The sequence below is a fragment of the Parabacteroides sp. AM58-2XD genome (genome assembly GCF_003463685.1).
In the GTDB taxonomy this organism is placed as follows: Bacteria; Bacteroidota; Bacteroidia; order Bacteroidales; family Tannerellaceae; genus Parabacteroides; species Parabacteroides segnis.
The window spans coordinates 1-19,355 of record NZ_QSDP01000121.1; the positions used below are offsets into that span (position 1 = coordinate 1).

14 protein-coding genes are annotated in these 19,355 nt (G+C 41.2%); 4 read left to right on the forward strand and 10 right to left on the reverse strand.

Translation table 11 applies throughout. The features are described from left to right. Positions 1 to 527: 527 nt before the first annotated feature. Positions 528 to 929: a hypothetical protein gene (locus tag DXA15_RS21575; RefSeq protein WP_128135397.1), complete on the reverse strand. Its 402-nt coding sequence runs from the start codon at positions 927 to 929 to the stop codon at positions 528 to 530. Between the two features lie 223 nt (positions 930 to 1,152). On the opposite strand from DXA15_RS21575, the gene DXA15_RS21580 reads away from it, so the two are divergent. Together DXA15_RS21580 and DXA15_RS21585 are read left to right on the forward strand one after the other, a co-directional pair. Next, positions 1,153 to 2,055 (forward strand): HEPN domain-containing protein, encoded by a 903-nt coding sequence (locus DXA15_RS21580; protein WP_128135398.1) that lies wholly within the window; start codon positions 1,153 to 1,155, stop codon positions 2,053 to 2,055. A gap of 260 nt (positions 2,056 to 2,315) precedes the next feature. Next, positions 2,316 to 3,203: a type I restriction enzyme HsdR N-terminal domain-containing protein gene (locus tag DXA15_RS21585; RefSeq protein WP_128135399.1), complete on the forward strand. Its 888-nt coding sequence runs from the start codon at positions 2,316 to 2,318 to the stop codon at positions 3,201 to 3,203. Positions 3,204 to 3,245: 42 nt separating this feature from the next. Here the strand turns inward: DXA15_RS21585 and DXA15_RS21590 are convergent, their stop codons facing one another. Genes DXA15_RS21590 through DXA15_RS21600 form a run of 3 tightly spaced genes read right to left on the reverse strand, consistent with a single transcriptional unit; the run spans position 3,246 to position 7,379 of the window. Beyond that, positions 3,246 to 3,998 (reverse strand): LytTR family DNA-binding domain-containing protein, encoded by a 753-nt coding sequence (locus DXA15_RS21590; RefSeq protein ID WP_128135400.1) that lies wholly within the window; start codon positions 3,996 to 3,998, stop codon positions 3,246 to 3,248. Continuing rightward, positions 3,995 to 5,020: a sensor histidine kinase gene (locus DXA15_RS21595; protein ID WP_128135401.1), complete on the reverse strand. Its 1,026-nt coding sequence runs from the start codon at positions 5,018 to 5,020 to the stop codon at positions 3,995 to 3,997. The genes DXA15_RS21590 and DXA15_RS21595 overlap by 4 nt, the downstream gene beginning before the upstream one ends. A gap of 22 nt (positions 5,021 to 5,042) precedes the next feature. Continuing rightward, on the reverse strand, positions 5,043 to 7,379 hold the full coding sequence (locus DXA15_RS21600) for an ABC transporter permease (RefSeq protein WP_128135402.1): 2,337 nt from the start codon (positions 7,377 to 7,379) through the stop codon (positions 5,043 to 5,045). 279 nt (positions 7,380 to 7,658) lie between these two features. On the opposite strand from DXA15_RS21600, the gene DXA15_RS27180 reads away from it, so the two are divergent. After that, positions 7,659 to 7,964, forward strand: coding sequence for a hypothetical protein (locus tag DXA15_RS27180; RefSeq protein ID WP_233567516.1), 306 nt, complete (start codon positions 7,659 to 7,661; stop codon positions 7,962 to 7,964). 67 nt (positions 7,965 to 8,031) lie between these two features. Continuing rightward, positions 8,032 to 8,745: a tyrosine-protein phosphatase gene (locus DXA15_RS21605; protein ID WP_233567517.1), complete on the forward strand. Its 714-nt coding sequence runs from the start codon at positions 8,032 to 8,034 to the stop codon at positions 8,743 to 8,745. Here the strand turns inward: DXA15_RS21605 and DXA15_RS21610 are convergent, their stop codons facing one another. From DXA15_RS21610 to DXA15_RS21630, 6 genes are all read right to left on the reverse strand, one after another. Further along, positions 8,746 to 11,334, reverse strand: a complete 2,589-nt coding sequence (locus tag DXA15_RS21610; RefSeq protein WP_128135403.1) for a hypothetical protein — start codon at positions 11,332 to 11,334, stop codon at positions 8,746 to 8,748. Between the two features lie 137 nt (positions 11,335 to 11,471). Next, complete coding sequence (locus tag DXA15_RS27185; RefSeq protein ID WP_233567518.1) at positions 11,472 to 11,879, reverse strand: DUF4361 domain-containing protein; 408 nt, start codon at positions 11,877 to 11,879, stop codon at positions 11,472 to 11,474. Beyond that, entirely contained in the window at positions 11,876 to 12,352 is a 477-nt protein-coding gene (locus DXA15_RS27190) for a DUF1735 domain-containing protein (RefSeq protein ID WP_233567519.1), read from the reverse strand. The genes DXA15_RS27185 and DXA15_RS27190 overlap by 4 nt, the downstream gene beginning before the upstream one ends. Before the next feature lie 38 nt (positions 12,353 to 12,390). After that, positions 12,391 to 14,412, reverse strand: a complete 2,022-nt coding sequence (locus tag DXA15_RS21620) for a RagB/SusD family nutrient uptake outer membrane protein (protein ID WP_128135404.1) — start codon at positions 14,410 to 14,412, stop codon at positions 12,391 to 12,393. Positions 14,413 to 14,423: 11 nt separating this feature from the next. Further along, complete coding sequence (locus DXA15_RS21625; protein ID WP_128135405.1) at positions 14,424 to 17,507, reverse strand: TonB-dependent receptor; 3,084 nt, start codon at positions 17,505 to 17,507, stop codon at positions 14,424 to 14,426. A 23-nt stretch (positions 17,508 to 17,530) separates the two neighbouring features. Then, entirely contained in the window at positions 17,531 to 18,904 is a 1,374-nt protein-coding gene (locus tag DXA15_RS21630) for an IPT/TIG domain-containing protein (RefSeq protein ID WP_128135406.1), read from the reverse strand. Positions 18,905 to 19,355: the final 451 nt, after the last annotated feature.

The window sequence follows — 19,355 nt, forward strand, 5'->3', positions numbered from 1 at the left end:
GTTTAAAACGAGTTTTTTTTCGTTTTAAACGAGATGGGGATTTATTTAAAGGGAAATTCTTTGTTAATAAGTGTTGATTGTGGTCCCTTTCGAAGCTATTTTGTAGTATAAAAGCATGTTGAATAACACTTTTTGTGTTCTATAACAAGGCGGATGAGTGTTGTAAGTGGATTGACAATATGTGGTGTATACGATAAATATTTAGTTGATTGTTTTGTTTTATTTGATATGGGTGGCATAATGCTGCTTTGTTGGCTTTAAGTGAGATGATATGTTATTTATTAAGTTGCTGACAGTGGTGTAAAAGGTAGCAGGTCTTGATTCTCTCCCGTGCAGCCTTTCCATAGGTGGGTTAAATTGACAGTTTGATATTCGTGAGTTCTTCATAATAATATAATTCAAGTGCGGATTATACAGATTTCATTGTTTAGATAAATAAACAATTTGTCAAATCCGTATAATCCGTGCCTGTAAGAAAGTATAAAAAGGCTTTTGCTATAGTCTTCTTATGGTTTAGGGATTACCGGTTAATTATAAAACATCAGGCAAATATCATTGGATAGATGTTCTATTGCCTTCGCTTTTATGTAACAACCTGGTATCGCCCATCTATTCATTAAATAGTCGTAGTTTTGGGTTATCTCCAGATAAGAGATGAATCCCTTTACATACTCATTTTTATCAGGGAATAAATAAACAAACTCACATTTACCTTCGTTGCTGAAAAGACAAGTCAATGTAAACTCTTCCTGGTCAAATCGTATCTCGATCGATTTTTCTTCCACACCTTTTTCGAAATAGTCAATTAAGCAATATGGATAGTTTATATATTTCTGTCTGATTTCTAGTAATGACAGATTTAATAAAGAAGTAATTTGTTGTAGCAGATAGTAATAGCCTTTTATTCCAGCTATATTATTATTGTCCATATGAATACGTTCCTTTTTTAGCCTGATTCGGGGGAATCAAGCCTATATTAATACTATGATATTTTAATTACCTGTATTATATAGACTTATTCATTCTGTAATAACAAACAAAACAAATAAAAACAGGAACGTTGTGCAAATATATGATTTAGAATCAAAAAGCTAAAGGCAATTCTGCTTTTTTTGTACTTTTGTATTTTAACGTTGTACAAAATCAAGCATAATGAAAGACTCGATCGCTTATCTGCCCAAAGACAAACAGGAAGAACTGAATTTTCTTGTAGCGGAGATACTTCGTCGCTTACCTCAGACGGAGTTTATTATTCTGTATGGAAGTTATGCGAGGGGTAATTATGTTCGCCGTAGCATACGAATTGAAGACGGCGGTATTCCTACCGTTAAAATATCAGATTATGACATCTACGTGATAACGAGCGGAATAAACAGTAAAAAAGCGGAAACCATCCTGGATAACGTAGAAGATATCTTCTTTGCCGGAAAAGATTTTGACCGCGACACTCCGGTCGAGTTTATCAACGATGATATTAAGCAGCTTAATAAGTTTATTGAAGAGGGGCGGTATTTTTATACACAAATAAAGCAGGAAGGTATAATACTCTACAATAGTGGGAAATACAAACTATCCCGTAGGAGAAAACTTAACTTTGCGGAGATAAAGGAGCAAGCTCAGGAGTATTTTGGTGAGAAGTTTGTCAATGCCAATGAATTTTTAGACTCAACAGAATATTTTAGTCAAAAAGAACAGTATAAGAAACTCTCTTTTATGCTTCACCAAGCCTGTGAAAACTATTATTATGCTATTCGCTTGACATTTACCTTACGAAATAATAAACAGCATAATTTATCGAAACTGTCTTCTACAACCAGGCGTTATTCCGATGATCTGAGTACTGTGTTCCCTCAGAACACTCCTGAAGAGAAACGACTTTTTAAACTATTAAAAGCCGCTTATGTAGATGCCCGGTATAATCCTCACTTCGTCGTGACTAAAGAGGATATCGATGCGCTTATCCCAAAAGTCGAATTGCTTAGGGATATAACGAAGCGGATTTGTGAGGCGAAGATTAAGGAGTATGGGGAGAAAAGCCAATCAAACCCCCAATAAATTCCTGGTAATGGATAATAATGAGCCGGCTAGGATAAGTGAATTTAATTGACAAAAAGAAACAATAGTGGTCTGATTAAGAGCAAAAAGGTTTTATTGTTTGGTTTTATGTGATGTGTATATGGTGTCTCTCAACGCGTTTAAAACAAGAAGTCTTGATCCTCTCCCGTACAGACTCTCCAAAAGGTAGTTAATTTGACAGTTTGATATCTTTAGAGAAAATAAAATTTGGACTTCGATTGATTTTTCTTATATCTTTGATGGTAAATCAAGAAGAAAATGCCATGGATGCTAAATTATTTGAGAATTTTGATTTTGCAGTTTTGAATAGTCCTGAATATAAGGAAGATGCGGTACGAGAGGATATTTTAACTCCTGTATTGAAAAAATTGGGATATCAGCCTTATGGAGTGAATAAAATGATTAGATCAAAAGCGATTCCTCATCCATTTGTATATATAGGGTCAACCTCAAACAAGATTTTTATAATTCCGGATTATTTACTTCAAGTGGATAATTTGAATGTTCTTGTTATAGATGCAAAATCTCCTAAAGAGAATATTCGTGAAGGGAAAAATGTACAACAAGTTTTTAGCTATGCAATCCATCCGGATATCAGAACGAATATGTATGGGTTATGCAATGGTAGAGAAATTTCCATATTTAGTGTAAGTAAAAAGGAACCGATCGGTATTTTTGATGTTTTCACGATCGATGAAAATTGGGATCAGTTATATCGAACTATTAGTCCTATAGCACTAACTAATCCTTCACTTTTAAACTATCTGCCGGATTATGGTTTGTGTTGTTTGAAGTTGGGAATTGCTAATGTCGATCATTGTTTTTATGGTATTTGGATTGATAGTATTATAAGGATGAATGATTTCGAATATACAATGAGTTCTGTTTGTTTTGATTATCAGGTGTCTTTCGACTTTACCAAGAATCAATTATCAGAATTTCTAATGCATATTCCTTTAAATAAACGAGAAATAGTTGTTAGGTCTTTATTTTGCTATCCATTCAAATATTCCGCTGAAAGTCAAGAAGAATGCTTTGCACTAGATATACGTGCAAGAATAGGAAAGGAAATCCAGTCAAATGAAAATGAGGATTATTTACCATTAGAAGTTGTGGATTTTATGTAAGTTATCCGGATACGGAAGGGAACAGGAAGAAATGGGGACTTTCTATCTATCCATCCACTCCTTAAATTCCGTTACACGTTCCCGGCTGACGAGTATGTCTTCTTTTTCAGTCCAACCGTTAAGTATGATCTTTAACCTGCCGGACGAATAGATTAGAATATCCTGGATAGCAGAGAAATTCACGATGAAATTCCTGTTGATCCGGAAGAATTGTCCGGGATCGACCAACTGTTCGATTTTATCCAGGGAATAATCTATCGGATATGTTTTTCCGGTGTCGGTTTGGATAAAAGTATTTCTCTCCATAATAAAAAAACAATGAATGGACAGTGTTTGTACTGACCTGTAATGTTCGCCGATTTTGATAAGGAACCGTTCCTTAGTTTTAGGTTGCAACTGGCTGATGATCGATTCGAGTCTGGAATAATTTGCCTGCTGCCGGTGGAGGACGTTGAATTTGTCTAAAGCAGCTTTCAGGTCATCCGGTGCAATCGGTTTCAGGAGGTAATCGATACTGTTTACCTTGAATGCTTTCAGGGCGTACTCATCGTAAGCGGTTATAAAGATTACCGGAGTTTGTATTTTGCAGGTTTCGAAGATTTCAAAACTGATCCCGTCTTCGAGTTGGATATCCATAAAAATAAGTTCGGGACCGGGATGGACGGCAAGCCAGTTGATGGTTTGTTCTATGGAGGCAAGCACATCAATGACCTCGATTTGCTTATCAGCCTCTTCCAGTAAACGGATGAGTTTGTGCGCAGCAGGCTGTTCGTCTTCTATAATCAGTACTTTCATTTTATTTTGTCGATTGGTAATTTTACCGTGAAAAACTCATTGTCCGTCTCTATCGTCATTTCTTTACCCATAATTAGGTTCACTCTTTCCTTGAGATTGGATAACCCCATTCCGTGAGAGCCGTTTAAAATATTTTTTCTTTGCATGTTATTGCTGACAATGATAGAGGAATCGTCTGTAGTATGAATAACAATCCGCAGAGGCTTGCTTTCAGAGGCAACATTATGTTTGAGGGCATTTTCCACTAATATCTGTAAGGATATAGGGATTATCCTGTAATTTTCAGGTTGCCGGATATTTATTTCCAGCCGTATTTTGCTGCCATCACGCTCCTTTTGCAGGCTAAAGTATTGGTTTACAAATCTGATCTCTTCCTGTAACGGGATGAAGTCGGTCTCTTCATGATCCAGAATATATCGGTAGATGCCAGCAAGTTTCTGAATATAATTGTCTGCCTTCTTTGTATCGACATATATGATTTCGGAGAGCGTGTTCAGGCTGTTGAACAGGAAATGAGGATTGACCTGCGTTTTCAGTGTGCGGTATTTGTATGTCAGATTTTCTTCTTTTAATTGCTGTTCACGGTCGACCGCCTGCCGCCAGATGTTATAAAAGAAAAATGCTGAGGCAATCAGGGCACAGACTGAATAATATCTGATCGTGGCGGGAAATTCCACTTCGAGCAAGGTCTTTATAAAATGAGTAGTATCCAATCCCATGATCAGATGGAATAGATACATTAACAAGCCGATAATAATCAGAGAAATGAATAAGATAATAAGCATAAAAATGATAAATGCCGGTATGATGATCTTTTTAATTTTCTTTATCGGTAAGGAGAGGAAATAACCAAAAAACTTATTGCTGATGCTCAGTGAGATCAGGATAAGAATAAATATGATAGTACCGAAAAGTATGGTAGACGGGTGAAAAGGGTTTCCTGTCGTCCACCATTTAAAAAGCAACGCAAACAGGATAGAGCCTGTCAGTGTTGTGATAAATACTTTAATTCTCTTATTCATCTTCCTGCAAACTTAGTATTTTTTATTCACTTTTCAACGAATGTACCGGATTGCTTGTAGCTGTCCGCCAGCTTTGTAAAGTTACTGTAACAAAAGTAATTATCATAACAATAAACAACGATAGTACAAATACCCACCAATAGAGCGGAATCCGGTAGGTGAAGGCTTGCAGCCATTTATTAACCCCGTACCAAACGACCGGTACAGCCAAAAGGAAGCATGCAAATACTATCCAGGCAAACTTTTTATAGAATATAATAAGGATTTCCGTTACTGTTGCTCCCATGATTTTACGGATGCCGATTTCTTTCCGGCGGTATTGGGTTTCGAATGTTACTAGTCCGAATACTCCCATCAGCGAAATGATTACTGCCAATAAACTGAATAAAGTGATCTGGGCGGATGTATCCCGTTCTTTTTGGTAGGTCTGTTCGAATTTCCGGTCGTAAAATTGTACATCGACCGGATATAGCGGGTCGATAGCGGCAATGCTGGCTTTGATTTGCTTGACGGCAGTATGGGTGTCGCCGGTGATGTGTATATAAAGAGTCGGCTGAAGGGCTGTGTTCTGGTCTTGTTTTGAAGAGAGTGCCATCGGTTCGATTTTCTTGCGCAGATTCATAAAGTGAAAGTTCCGGATAATCCCGATGACCTGGCTGCCGTTGGCAAACTTATCTCCCGGCTTGACATTGAATCGGCGGGCGGCCAGTTCGTTGAGGATTAATTTCTCTTCCTGAGAGGTTTTATCCGTTTTGTCGAAGCTGCGCCCTTCGATAATATCGAGTCCCATCACCTCCGTAAAATTAGGGGAAACAGGGATGAAGTAATACATAATATCTTCACCTTCCGGCGATTTACTATAGGTATAGAGATAATAATCCAGAAAACCGACAGGCCAGTCCGAGGAGGTGACGTCTGAAACAGAAGATGCCGACTTCAGTTTCTCAATCAATAGTTCCCCTTGTCCGGACATGATCTCTTTATCCAGAGTGACCGTTGCAATGCGGCTGTTATTCATTATGCTTTCCATACTATACATATGTCTGTTTTGTAGCCAGATAAAAAAGGCGGTAGTTATCAGTCCGGTCGATATCAGAAATTGAAATCCTGTCAGGACAATCCGTAGTTTACGACCGGCCGGGCTCATGCCGAATGTCCCTTTCAGGATAAGAGCCGGACGGAATGAGGTCATATAGAATGCCGGATAGATCCCTGTTACGATGCCGACAGTTCCAGCCAGAAAAAATGCGGGTAGAAGTATGTCTGTATTTTTCAATAGGCCAAAACCGCCAACCCAGCATAAAGCCAGTAAAAAGGAGAGCAGGCAGATTCCTACTGCTTCAAAAATAAGGGCAAAGCGGAGTTTGGCTGTCGATTCGCCTAATATCTTTCGTATCTGTATGCTTTTTATCCGTGCCGGGGTGAGTGCCGCCGAGAAATTCAGAAAGTTAGCACCTGCAATGGCGATAATCAGCAGTGCGATGGATAACAGAAGATTTGTTATCATACGGTTCCCTTTCGGAGCGATATCGAGGCTTATGTCGTGGTGGTAGTAAATTTCTTCTATCGGGGTAAGCCGGAAAGAGACTTCATGGGTGAATCCCATTTGTTTACCCATTCCTGTTTTTCCGAAGAAGTCTGTCAATTGTGTGGCCGCTTCCTCCGGTGACGTCTCCGGAGCCAGCGTAACAAAAAGGGTAAGGGCCCAATCCGTCCAGTCGTTTTTATACTCCTCTGCCAGATTTATTTTTACGTCGTTTACCAGGCTGGTGTTTTCCGGAAAGTCTTTGTAAACGGCACCGATAATGAAGAAAGTGCCGTCCGGTAAGGTAACGATCCTGTCAATGGGAGAAGTTTGTCCGAACATTTTCCGCGCCAGGCTTTCCGGGAGCAGGGCTTTTCCCGGTTCAGACAAGGAAACGGCTGTCCCTTCGATTATTTCAGGGGTAAAAACGTAGGTGAAGCCGTCTGATGTTTTACGAACCGGAATCATAATTCCTCTCGATTCTCCTTCCTCTGTTTCGTATTTTGCATATATTTCGGAAGAACCTCCGTACATAATAGCATAAGATTCAACCTGTGGAACGGAGGGTAGTAACATTTCGATAAGAGGACGTGCACAAAAGGCGGTATATGTTTCCCTTGAAGAGAGATTTGATTCGGTAGGAATCAACGTGGATTCGACACGGTAGATACGACCGGATTTTTTATAGCATGTATCGAATGTCTGTTCATGCCGTACCTGGATCATGATAACAATGAAGGCGGCAAATGCTACACTCAGTCCCAGGATATTAAGAGCGGATGCCAGGCGGAACCGTCGGAGAGTGACTAGGAAATTTCGGAATATTGCTTTCATGATTTTTTCTTTTTATCTGTAAAGTAAGGAGATCGAAATCGGACTGCCTAATTATAGTTGCGGAGTGGTAGGAACGGTTTGCTGAATCGTTTTGTTTGACCTTTGAACCGGAAAATGGATCAATATTCCGTATCGGATCAGATTCGATATTCCAAAATAAATAAACGATATTCTAAATTTCATTTATGGGACTAAAACCGGTTCTGTTTTTGTGTAATTGGTTTTAAACCTGTATCTTGCGCGCCTTTTAAAATATTTGTTAATGAGTAAAAGCGTGTTATGAAGAAGAATTTGTTTAGCTGTTTATTGTTACTATTTTGTGCCTCCGGAGTATTTGTTTCTTGTGGGGACGATGATGAGAAAACGACTGTTGGATATTCGGGTAAGGATATAAGTGGAGATGCTGGGATTACCCGTGATAAAGAGACGAAAAAGGCTGTGCTGAGTGTGGATACCGATAAAGCCTGGGAATTATATGCCGGTTCTACAGCAGAAGATATCGATATGAATACACCTTGTCTGACCGGTGACGGAAAAGGCTCTTTCGATTTGAGCGTCGATGCCGGGATCCGTATTTTTGTTTAAGACGGCTGAAGGTCAAGCTTTATTAGCGGAAAGATTGTTGCCGGTCACTGCGTATAACTTCAGGGATTTGGGGGGGATAAAAAATAAAGAGGGGAAATTTGTTCGTTGGGGAAAATTATTCCGTACGGACGAAATGAATAAGATGACTGATGCCGACCTGACTTATTTGGCAAGTACGGGACTGAAAACCGTTGTCGATTTTCGTACTGCAACAGAAAAAGAAGGTGGATTTGGCGGTATGATGCCGGCTGCTCCGGATAAATTGCCTTCTACTGTAAAGAATCCTTATAATTTAGAGATCAATGCCGGTAATATATTTTCTGATGAAATTATCGGAAGTATATCCAAGGGACTTAGTGAGGAAGAAACTGCACAGATCATGATTGACGGGTATATCGAAATGATCAGCTATGATGATTATGTCGCCAAATACAAAGAGTTCTTTAAATATCTTCAGGATGAAAATTCTTTACCGTTAAGTTATCATTGTTCAGCTGGTAAAGATCGTACCGGGGTTGCGACCATGCTTATCCTGTCGGCTCTCGATGTTGATAAGGCGACGATTATGAAGGATTATTTGCTTAGTAAAGAATATATTAAGGGTAAATATGATTCGTATTTGAAATATTATCCTCAGATCGCCCCGTTAGTAACTGTCGATGAAAAATATCTGAATGCCGCCTATGATAAGATAGACGAAAAGTATGGCTCCATGACTAAGTTCCTGACAGAAACGTTAGGAGTCGATATCCAGAAGATGAAACAGTTATACTTGTATTGATTACTTGTAAACCCCGATTATTCCATCTGCTGTAATTGTCTCGGCACTTACCTTGAACTTCCGGCATCTGCTGTTATTGTAGAACCGGATACTGGCTTTGCCTTTTTCATCCGGAGTAACGGATGGATTCCAGTATAAAGTGCGACGGTAATCCGGTTCGGGAGGAAGCACTGAATAATCGGGACTATAAAATTCCTTGACCTGGCTGTAACCTTCCAGCCAGGTTTTTCGTACCCCTTTACCGGCATCTGTCGGAATTTTATCTTCCGGGTATGTTTCAACAAAAACGACACAACCATATATCTTATCTATTTCCAGCGGAGATATTCTTGGGTCTGCATATTTACACATAGTGGAGATATCCTCGTTGATGTAGATAGACTTGATGGCTTCGAGCCGGATCAGTTTGTATTTGTTGTAATCCATTTCAGTAGCCATCGTCGGTTCATAGTTGATTACAAAAAGAGGCATTCTGCCTTTATATTGCAGATATTCATCCTGTCTGGAGAAGGCTTTTCTGAAATTATTATTCATATTTATCATCAGTTCATGGATATCTTTTCCGATGTATTTGCCCTGGTCCGTTATATCATCCCATTCTGACTGAACGTCGTAATAGGCGATAGATTTCGATCGGTTGTTGTAGATATCCTTTTCACGTGATCTCTTTTTAGCGGTAACGGTTACTTCATCCAGGCGGAGGATTTTTTCTTTGTTTCCCGCTTTGGCCAATGAATCTTCGTAAGAAGTCAGCAGGGCGTTGATATCTTCTTCCGGTTCCTGAATATCGGGAACTTCTTCCAGCTCAGTTTTTTCTTCTTTATCTCCTTCCGCTCTATCGGCGATATTCACTTGCATCTCGGCATAGCGGTATCTCTTAGGTTCCGGAGTGAAAAGCCTGTCCAGTATGATCCGGTGGTCTTTCTTTTTCCCTTTTTCGCTTACAGCCAGTATCATATTCCATTTCCCGGTAATATCTGTACGGAAAGCGAAACGTCCCAAGCTGTCTGTAACAAATACATCGAACGCATTGCCGGGCTTTTCCTCTTCGCCCCTTTTGAGCAAGAAGGAAGAGACGGTGACATTCGGTTTGGGTATTTTCCTGACAAATGAAACTACCTGGCCGTGCATTTCGATACCTTGTTCCGGTCTGTATTTCAAGTCGAATGGTTCTATACCAGCCATCTGCTTCCAGGAATAACGGTGCCAGCCTTGCACCATCATAAGAAGGTCGAGAGCTGAGCGATGGGTAGAGTCGTCCGCTTCGAAATAGTAAGACGGGTTGCGGACGTACCCTTTGATTTCGGACATCAGCAGTAGATCGGTCAGGATAGTATGATTCCACGCAACTTCGTTCATGCCGTCTCTCACCGATAAGGAGAAAGGTGTTTGTACGGGATTGGCTTCCCGGTCGGTTAGGGTAAATTCCATATCGACTGCTTCGTAAGGCTCGTATGTCTCTTTCGAGGTTTTTGACTGAATACTAAATTGGTTGTCTTTGTTGTTGAATAGGAGGCGGTCGCAAAGTATTTCTCCATCGGAATTGAATAATATGGCTTGTGCAACACCTGCCGGGAAGTTTGTTTTATCTACTTTGAACCGGATTGTTTCATTATGGATGACATTAATAAGGCTGTAGCCATGTAGTTGTCCTCTGCTGATAAAAACCAGGCCCAGTTTCTCGGCGGGAGTATATTTATTTTTCTGTAGGGAGATTTCGAGACTGTCAGGAGAAGACAAGTTGTCCACATGGAAGGTGAATCCTTGTGGTAATGGCTTGGGCATATCAAATTGGTATTGTTTGCCGTTGTAGTCGACTATTGCTTTTCGTTTGCTTTCGTCAGGTGTATAGTCGAAGAAACCTCGTCCTTCGTGAACTGTTGAAAAGGTGGAGATATCTTCTTTGTCTTCATTGATGATCTTTCCGGAGGCTTCCAGCGGGTTACCGAATGCATCGGTTATTTCGAATGCAATTCGTGAAGTGATGCCGTGGATCAGGTTTCCTCCTTCCGGATAGAGTTTCAAGGTTACTTTCTTGTCTTTTTGAGGCTTCTCCCGTTTCTTCGGGTATTTGCCGTATCCGTATTTCAGCATGTTTTTCTCTTCGAAGTTTCCCTCTTCTTTGGGCTTGTTAAATACGGGCAGTAGCCGGGAGAAGATAACGTCTTCGCCGAAGTTCAACATATATTTCGTGTAGGCACGGACTTCATAAAATCCGGAATAGAAGGGAAGCTGGCCTAGCGTGAAATCACCATGGCACCGGCCGTCTTCTATTTTCAAGACACGCTTGTCCACTATTTCTCCTCCGGGATTGAGCAGTTCGACATACAGGGTTTTGCTCAGTTCGGTTGCCTGGTGCAATTCGGAGGTTACGACGTAACATGTAAACCAAATATTATCGCCCTGATAGTAACTGGTGTTATCGAAATGCAGGTAGACTTTTTCGTGGGGAATATATTGGGAAAACTGATCGGTCGCACGAATAAACTGGGTTAGTTTATTGAGTACAATGTCCGGTTCCTGCCCCGATGCTTTAAGGCAAAATAGTAAGAGAAAAATATAGTTGATAACGTTGTAATGTGTTTTCATGCGACTTCGTACTTCCCTTATATGGAAGAATATACGAAGTTACAGATAAATAAAAATGTTGCAAAGGGATGCAGGCTTTTTTTAGAAAGGGCGCATGCTTTTTCGGAATAGCATGTGCCCTTTTTCTTCAATCTTCCTTATTCTTCCGTATCGATTACAGGAGCGTCGAGATTCGTTATTTTCTCTTCTATATCGAATGTTTTGCCGTCTGCATCTGTGTAACTGTATCTTAGATAGAAACTTTGTCTTGTTTTATCGTAAGTACTTTTACCCAGATCAGTTATTTGGGCATCCAGCCAGGGTTTTATAGTAACAGATGTGCTATCCGCGCCGATAGTGAGAAGCATAAAATTGGTTTTTATGTATCTGGCTTCTCCGGACAATGAATGGATAGGCATCCGTACAGAATTGGAAGACATGGCTTTCAGGGTTGGCTGTACCGAACGGATTGTTTTAGGTAACTCAATAGAACTACCCGCATAATTTCCAGAGAATCCGTTGACCATTTTAACTTCGTAAACCATTGTTTTCAATTCCTCGTTCACATCATAGCCTCGCTGTTTGAGACGATCGTGAGAGGTAGGGCATACGAGATGTCGGGATCAAGCCCTTGTGGCTTTAGGGGTATATGAAGTACTCCGTATTGAGCGTTTGCCGGAATGGTTACCGATAAATCCGTCGATGTGTAATTTGCTTCCGGTAACAATTTTTTGTCGATATATAAAGGATTCCCCAATGCACTTTTTTTATTGAGCGAGTCGAGTGCATTCGGGTTGATTGCCAGTTGAACCGTCAGGTCGGACTTGATAGGTTCGGAGGAGGCACAATAAACTGAAAATGACATGGAGTTGTTTTCACTTCCGTAAGCATGTTCACCCACGTAGAGCATATCACGGCTGTTTACGATATAGAGTGTTTTTTTATATTGTTCACCAAAATCAGCCGGTTCGCTCGAACAACTCCAAAATATGAAGGCTGACAGGGAAAATAATATGAGCTTTAATTTATCTGGTTTCATAATAAACTGTATTAATGTATTTGTCTAAAAACATATTATTAAAATCCGGGCATCTGGTCGAGATTAGGATTTTTATCCACTTCACTTTTAGGTATGGGGAAGAAAGTCTGTCTGCGGGTAAAGACCTTGTAGATCCAGTCTCTTTCTTTAACCTGGATAATGTTGTAAAATTTATCCTTTTCTGCTTCTGTTGCGCTTACATCACATCCCATAACCGGTGCGTTCTCGTAGATAATTGCTTTTTTAGTACGTCGCAGGTCATGATATCTACGTCCTTCCCAGGCAAATTCGATCTGACGTTCCCGTGCAATCAACTCCCTCATTCTTTCTACATTGGCAACATCGGCGTCGGTGATGCCCGGTAATCCGGCCCGGTAACGGATCAGGTTGAAACAACGTTTCATTTCGCTTGTGTTGCGTGTCACTGTAATGTCGTTGATGGTATATGCCTGATCCAGTTCATTCATCGCCTCTACATAGTTTAAATATACTTCGGCCATACGGTAGGCCGGACAATATTTGGTTTTCTGCCTTCCGCCGCTGATCCATGAATCTTCGTAATGAAGGAATTTCCGGCAGAGATATCCGGTCATCGGGTATTCTTCGGCTTCACCTTGAGGACGGTTCAGGGCATAGTCCCGTCCACTTTTTGAGTCGCTGAAATATTTGGCCACTTTGCCATCCTGCTGGTCCACTTTGTCGGGAGGAGTTGAGGTGGAGGGGAAGTAGGAGTTATTGAAGGCAATCGTTGCATAAAAGCGCATTTCACGATTCGCATACCATTTATGAGTTCCGCTCAGCAGCGTAAAGCCATTACTGTTTTTCTCTCCGGAAAATACCAGATCCGTATTTGTGTAACCTTCTTCATAAGGATAGGCTTCACTTGCATTATTGATGGTACGTCCGTCGGCCATGTAGTAAGCATCGACCAGTGATTGCGGTACGAAGAATACATTCCAGGCATTCAGTACACCCGGGGCGGCATATTTATTCATGCCGTTGATTCCCGTACTTTGGCGGCTAAAAAGTATCTCCCGGTTAGATGATGCTAATACACATTCGCCATTGAACATATCTATGTAAGAATGGTAAGGATCGATACCTCCTACGCCATCCGGGAAATCACCTTGTTCGGCTGCCGTTACAGGGAAAGTCGGAGTATTCTCCATTTTGGGAACAGTATAGAGATCGTTGGGTTTGATGTCGACCAATCGTTTAGCATTGGCAGCAGCGATGGCCCATTTTTTTATGTCTTTTACCGGATTGAGATAAGGTACTCCCTCATTGTTTATAAAATCGCTGAATTCTGAATTTTCACCGTTATAAAGCGGGCTGGCCGTATAAAGCGTCAGGCGTGACAGTACTGCCAGTGCAGAATTTTTTACTGCCTGGCCGATTTCTGAATTATCCCTGACCTGTGTGGGTAATAGTTTGATTGCTTCTTCCAGCAAGGCAGATACATAATCGCTGCATTCATCCCATGTGTTGCGTTCGACCATCATCTGGTCGATAGGTGTGTCGAAGTCGACAGGCGTATCAGGGACAATGGGGACGGGACCATAGGCCAGCATCAGTTCAAAATAGATCATCGCTTTAACGAATGTCGCCTGTCCGATCCATTCCGATCGTTGTAAAGCGCTTACTTCCTGACATTCATTTACTCTTTGAATAAAAGTATTGGCTTTGCGGATTCCTTCATAAAAATAATTCCAATAGTCGAAGTGGTCCAGATCTTCCGCTTTCATTTCATTGTTACAGAAATAATTGTAGTTGTGCTTGTTTCTCTTGTAGCCTGCTACACCTTCATCGCTGATAAGTACCCAAGGTTGCGCATTGTCTGTCCATGCACTTGGCGAACCGTAGTCGATCAGATAACTATATACGTTATTCAGATATTTCTGTGTATATTCTTTTTTTGCAAACACAGTGTCAAGGGTGAACAGATCGGCTACATACGGATCTATATCCAAAAAGTTACACGATTGGAAGGTAATTCCTGCACTGTTGAGGATAACGAATAAGAAGGCAAATAGACTTGTTTTTATTTTTTTGCTTGTCATGATTCGATGAATTAAAATGAGACTTGTAAGACCATTGAATAAGAACGTGTAATTGGATAAACAGCACCATTGTCGCTTGCTTGTTCGGGATCCCATAATTTTACTTTATCCCAGACACATAAATTATCTCCGAGCACAGATATACGTAAATTGCTCATGTTTATTTTCGACAATATTTTTTTAGGGATCGTATATCCTATTTCAAGAGTTTTTAAACGGAGATACCCTGCATCGGCAAGCCAGAAAGAAGAGGGCCGATTGTTGTTTACATTTTCTCCGTAGGTAAGACGGGGAAAACGGGCGTTAGGGTTCTCCGTCGACGGGTCTCCTGAGTAAGAAGCCGGTGTCCAGCGATTTTTCTGATCGTTCACGATGGAAAGAACGTTGCCGGTCACACCTCCGGCAAACGGGTAATATCCGTTTCCTCCCATGAAATAATCAACCTGTGCTGCTCCTCTGAAAAATACACTGATGTCGAAACCTTTCCATTTGGCACTGGTCGCGAATCCGTACTGAACTTTTGGTATGTTGGAATTACCGATAGGAGCAATATCATAATCGTCGATCCGCCCATCTCCGTTTATGTCTTGATATTTTATGTCTCCTGGAAGAACTTTGCCGAATTGGGTAGGACTGTTTTTAACATCCTCTTCATCTTTGAAGAGTCCCAGAGCGATTAAACCACGGGTTACGCCATAACTGGTTCCTTTTTTAGCTAGATAAGGGTAGCGGGGAGGTACCTCGTCGTAATCGATGATCTTATCTCTTGTCAGTGTGAAGTTTCCGCGCAATTCAACGTCTACATTACCAAAACGATGGGTATAAGAGGCTGTACCGTCTGCTCCCCAGCTTTTCATCTTGCCCACGTTTCCCCAGGGTTTTGTTCCTACGCCGATGGTTCCAGGCAGTGTGGCACGTTCCATGAAGATATTATTTCGTTTGTCGATAAAAGCATCTACCGTGATGTCTAGCGCTTCCCAAAGGGTAAGGTCGATACCGAAATTCTGTTTGATCGCTTTTTCCCAAACAAGGCCGGTGGAACCCAATACGGCATCGGTCACTCCACCTCCCGAATTTTGGTACTGGTCGCCGAAGACATATCCGGGTGCACTCATATTTACGGTTGTAAGATAAGGAAAACGGACATCGTTACTGATCTGGTCGTTTCCTACCAAACCGTATGAATAGCGGAGTTTTAGGGTCGTGATGAACGGTAATTTCTTTTTCACCAGCGGATAGTTGGAAATAACATACCCTAAAGCGGCTGAGGGGAAAAATCCGAAGCGTTCTCCTTTCGGGAAATTTTCGGAACCATTATATCCGAAGTTACCTTCTACAAAGTAGATATCATTATAAGAATAAGTAAGGCGTCCGGCTATCCCTTGATTACGATGCGGGATAGATGCCAGTTCACCGTCTGCATCCGTGCGTTGGTAGTCCTTTTGATTGTAGAGGAACAGTCCTCCGATACGGTGCTTTTCGGCAAATAACCGGTTGTATTCTACTTTACCTTCGACATAAATCGTACGGATACCGTACGAAGTACTTTTGAAAGTCATTGGCTCGGCAACAACAGTTTTAAGCGTCATCAGTTCCCCGGTATTCCAGTTGCGGTCGGTAGCTCTATATAAGTCCGGCATTTTAGTACGACTGGTAAGATGATTGTTGTAGTTGTCGAACGATAGAGATGCTGTTGCTTTTAAGCCCTTCGTGATGAAATCGAGTGATTGCTCTATTTTTAGTAAAGATTCAATTGAATTATCGCGGTCGGTAAGGAAGCCTGTTTCGTTTAATAATACGGAAGGGGAGGTTTGATCTCCTTTCCCGTAAGCGGGAAGCTGTCCGTTTGAATAGCGTACCGGAACGGTTAATGGGGTCAAAGAGGCTTGTGCACCCCATATTTGTGAGGTTGTACCCATGCCCGGACGGTTCATATCAACCAATTTGGCGGATAAGAGTAAACTAATCAGTGTACTTTTGGTCAGATCGACATCGATGTTACTTCTGAAAGTATATTGATTACGTCTTACATTCGAGTGATAACGTTCCATGCCGGTTTGTTTGTAAATGGCATCGTTGGTCCGGTAAAAGGCACTCATGTAATAACGGGCCAGTTTGCTACCGCCGGAAATATTGATATTGCCCTGTACACCCAGTGTCCGTTTTTTCAATATCTCGTCCTGCCAGCTAACATCCGGATAGAGGTCCGGATCCATGTTGTATTTTATGATATCAAAAATCTCGGGAGAATAAACCGATTTATCGCCTCTCACTACTTTGGCTTCATTGGCCAGTCTGGCATAGTCGTAAGCTCTGAGATAGTTGGGAAGTCTGGGTAGTGTTTCTATCATCGTTTTAACACTGCCGTTGATCGAAACTTTTCCTTCAATACCGCGTTTGGTATTGATCAGTACCACACCATTCGCACCTTTGGCACCATATACGGCAGTCGCTGTTGCATCTTTCAGAACGGAAAAACTCTCGATATCTTCGGGAGCCAGTTCATTCAGGCTGGAACTTCCGCGGTCTATCCCGTCTATCAGTATTAAGGCACTGCTATTGGCTCCGAATGTACTGATACCCCGGATCCAAAATTCGGATACATCGCTGCCCGGTTCGCCGCTCTGCTGAACGCCGATCAGCCCCGCTACACGTCCGGCTAGCGCATTACTGACTGAAGTTACACCGCCCACATTCAATGTCGTCGGTTTAATACTTGTAATGGCTCCGACTACGCTGACTTTTCGTTGTGTGCTATATCCTACGATACTGACTTCTTCCAGTTGCTGTGCATCGGCATCCAGTACCACATTGATTGTTTGTTCCTTGGCCGTGCCGATTTTGATCTCTTGTGTTTTGAATCCGATATAAGAAAAAACGAGCGTTGTGCCAGGTTTTACCTGAATGGTATATTTGCCGTCTATATCTGTAACGGTTCCATGCGACTGGTCGTTTCGCGGATATATGTTTACACCGATTTGGGTCTCATTATTAGAGTCGGTGACTACTCCCTGAATATTAATTGTTTTTTGCGCTGAGGCAAAAGCCGGCAGCATCGTCAAAAACAAGACGATCAATGCTATATATTTTTTCATTTTTATGTACTTTATATCTATGGTTATTGAATAGCTATACAACGGATCAAATAATTGTAGGTGTCGGCCACATATAGGATACCGTCGGGGGTAGCTGCTACATCATAAGGTTTATTGAAAAGTGCTTCCTGGGGTTTACCGTCTTTATATCCGGATTCTCCCGGAACTCCGGCGAAGATGGTTGCATTGAACTCCTCATCTACTTTCCAGATTACATGGTTGGTGTAGTCTGCCAGATAGACGTTTCCTTCCTGGTCGGCGGCCATTCCTTCGATCTCTCCGAGTTGTGCGGCTTTTCCGTTTCCTTCTTTAGCTGCACCTTTACCTGTTCCAACGATATGTTCTATCTCGTTTTGTGTAATCCATGGAGTAGAATGTCCGGCAGGAGTGTGATAAGGATTCAGGCGATAGAGGCGTCCCCAGGCTTCGGAAGTGATATAGAGATATCCGTTTTTCTTATTATAGGCGATGTGTGCCCATGAATCCATATTCAGATTCTCTCCGATCAGTTCTACCTTTTTTGTTGCAATGTTTACACGGATCAGGCGTTTACCTGAAGAGGATAACAGGAAAACATAGTCATTGTCGGCAGCCAGCCCAAAATAGTCCATGGCTCCGGCGATGTAGTCACCTTTGTCGTTTTTTTGATCATAATAAGCTTCAGCTTCCTGCCAGTTGCTCGATTTATACAATCCGTAGAAAAGAAGCGGGCGCATGGATGTACGTCTTTCCAGTACATAATAATTTGTAAAGTCCAGATTGAATGAACATTGCCAGGGCTCATGCATCCCAGAAAGTACAGTGCTGAGTTTGTTGTCCTGGATGGAAAGCATCCTAACCATTTTGCCTCCATCGTCAGCAATCAATACAGTCCCTTCATCATCGACAGCCAGCATGACGGGACGTCCGAATGAACCTTCCAAAGCTGGGCCGTCTTTAGCCGTTTTCACGTCTAATTGTCCGGCTACAGTAGTAACCGTGGCTTTAATGTTGTATTTAAATAATTTATCTTTAAGCGTTTCTTCCCTGTATTTGGGTGATCCGTCTGAATTTACTCCATCTTCTACTGCTACTTTGATGGTAGAACGTTCTCCAGGTTGTTTGGGGACCATGGCATAGATAGCGTTGTTTTGTACTTTAAGGATCAAGGCTTCTTTTTGATTGAAAAACAATTTTACTTTGGATATATCGTTTCCGAAGTTGGAGCCACTCACCACTACACGAGTTCCTATTCCTCCTTTTTCGGGACCTATGCTTGATACAACCAACGGTTTATCAGGGGAATACGGATTATCTTCAGAAGAACTGTTGTCATCATTACAAGCTGTAAGTCCTCCTATGAAAAGAAATGCGGTAAATAGATAGAATAAGGTTACATTAATTTTTGAGGTTTTCATTGTCTAATGTACTATGTTTAATACTAGGTGCAAAGTATCGTTAGTACAATCAGTAATTATTCATTTGCAACTGAATAATGATGATTGTATGTAAGCAGGCTTTTGCATGGTATAGCAAAAGAGGATCATATTAGATCTAATTTAACAAATAAAGATTACACATTCTCTTGGAGTATGTAATTGAATAATGCGACTAAGGGTATTTCAGGTCATGTTATAATGTTATTTGTGAAAGACTGTAGTCTTTCTGGTTTGTAATTAGTATACGTTAACTTTAATGCTGTAGTCTTCGTAGAACTATGGCATTAGGCGAAGAATTGGGGGGCATAAATGGCAATTTATTTCATTTATTTATGATAAATCGAAATATTGTCCATCATTGTAGTTGTATTGTCCATTTTTATGCCTTTAAAAAGCTTGTTATTTTGTATTATTAATTAAATAATATAAG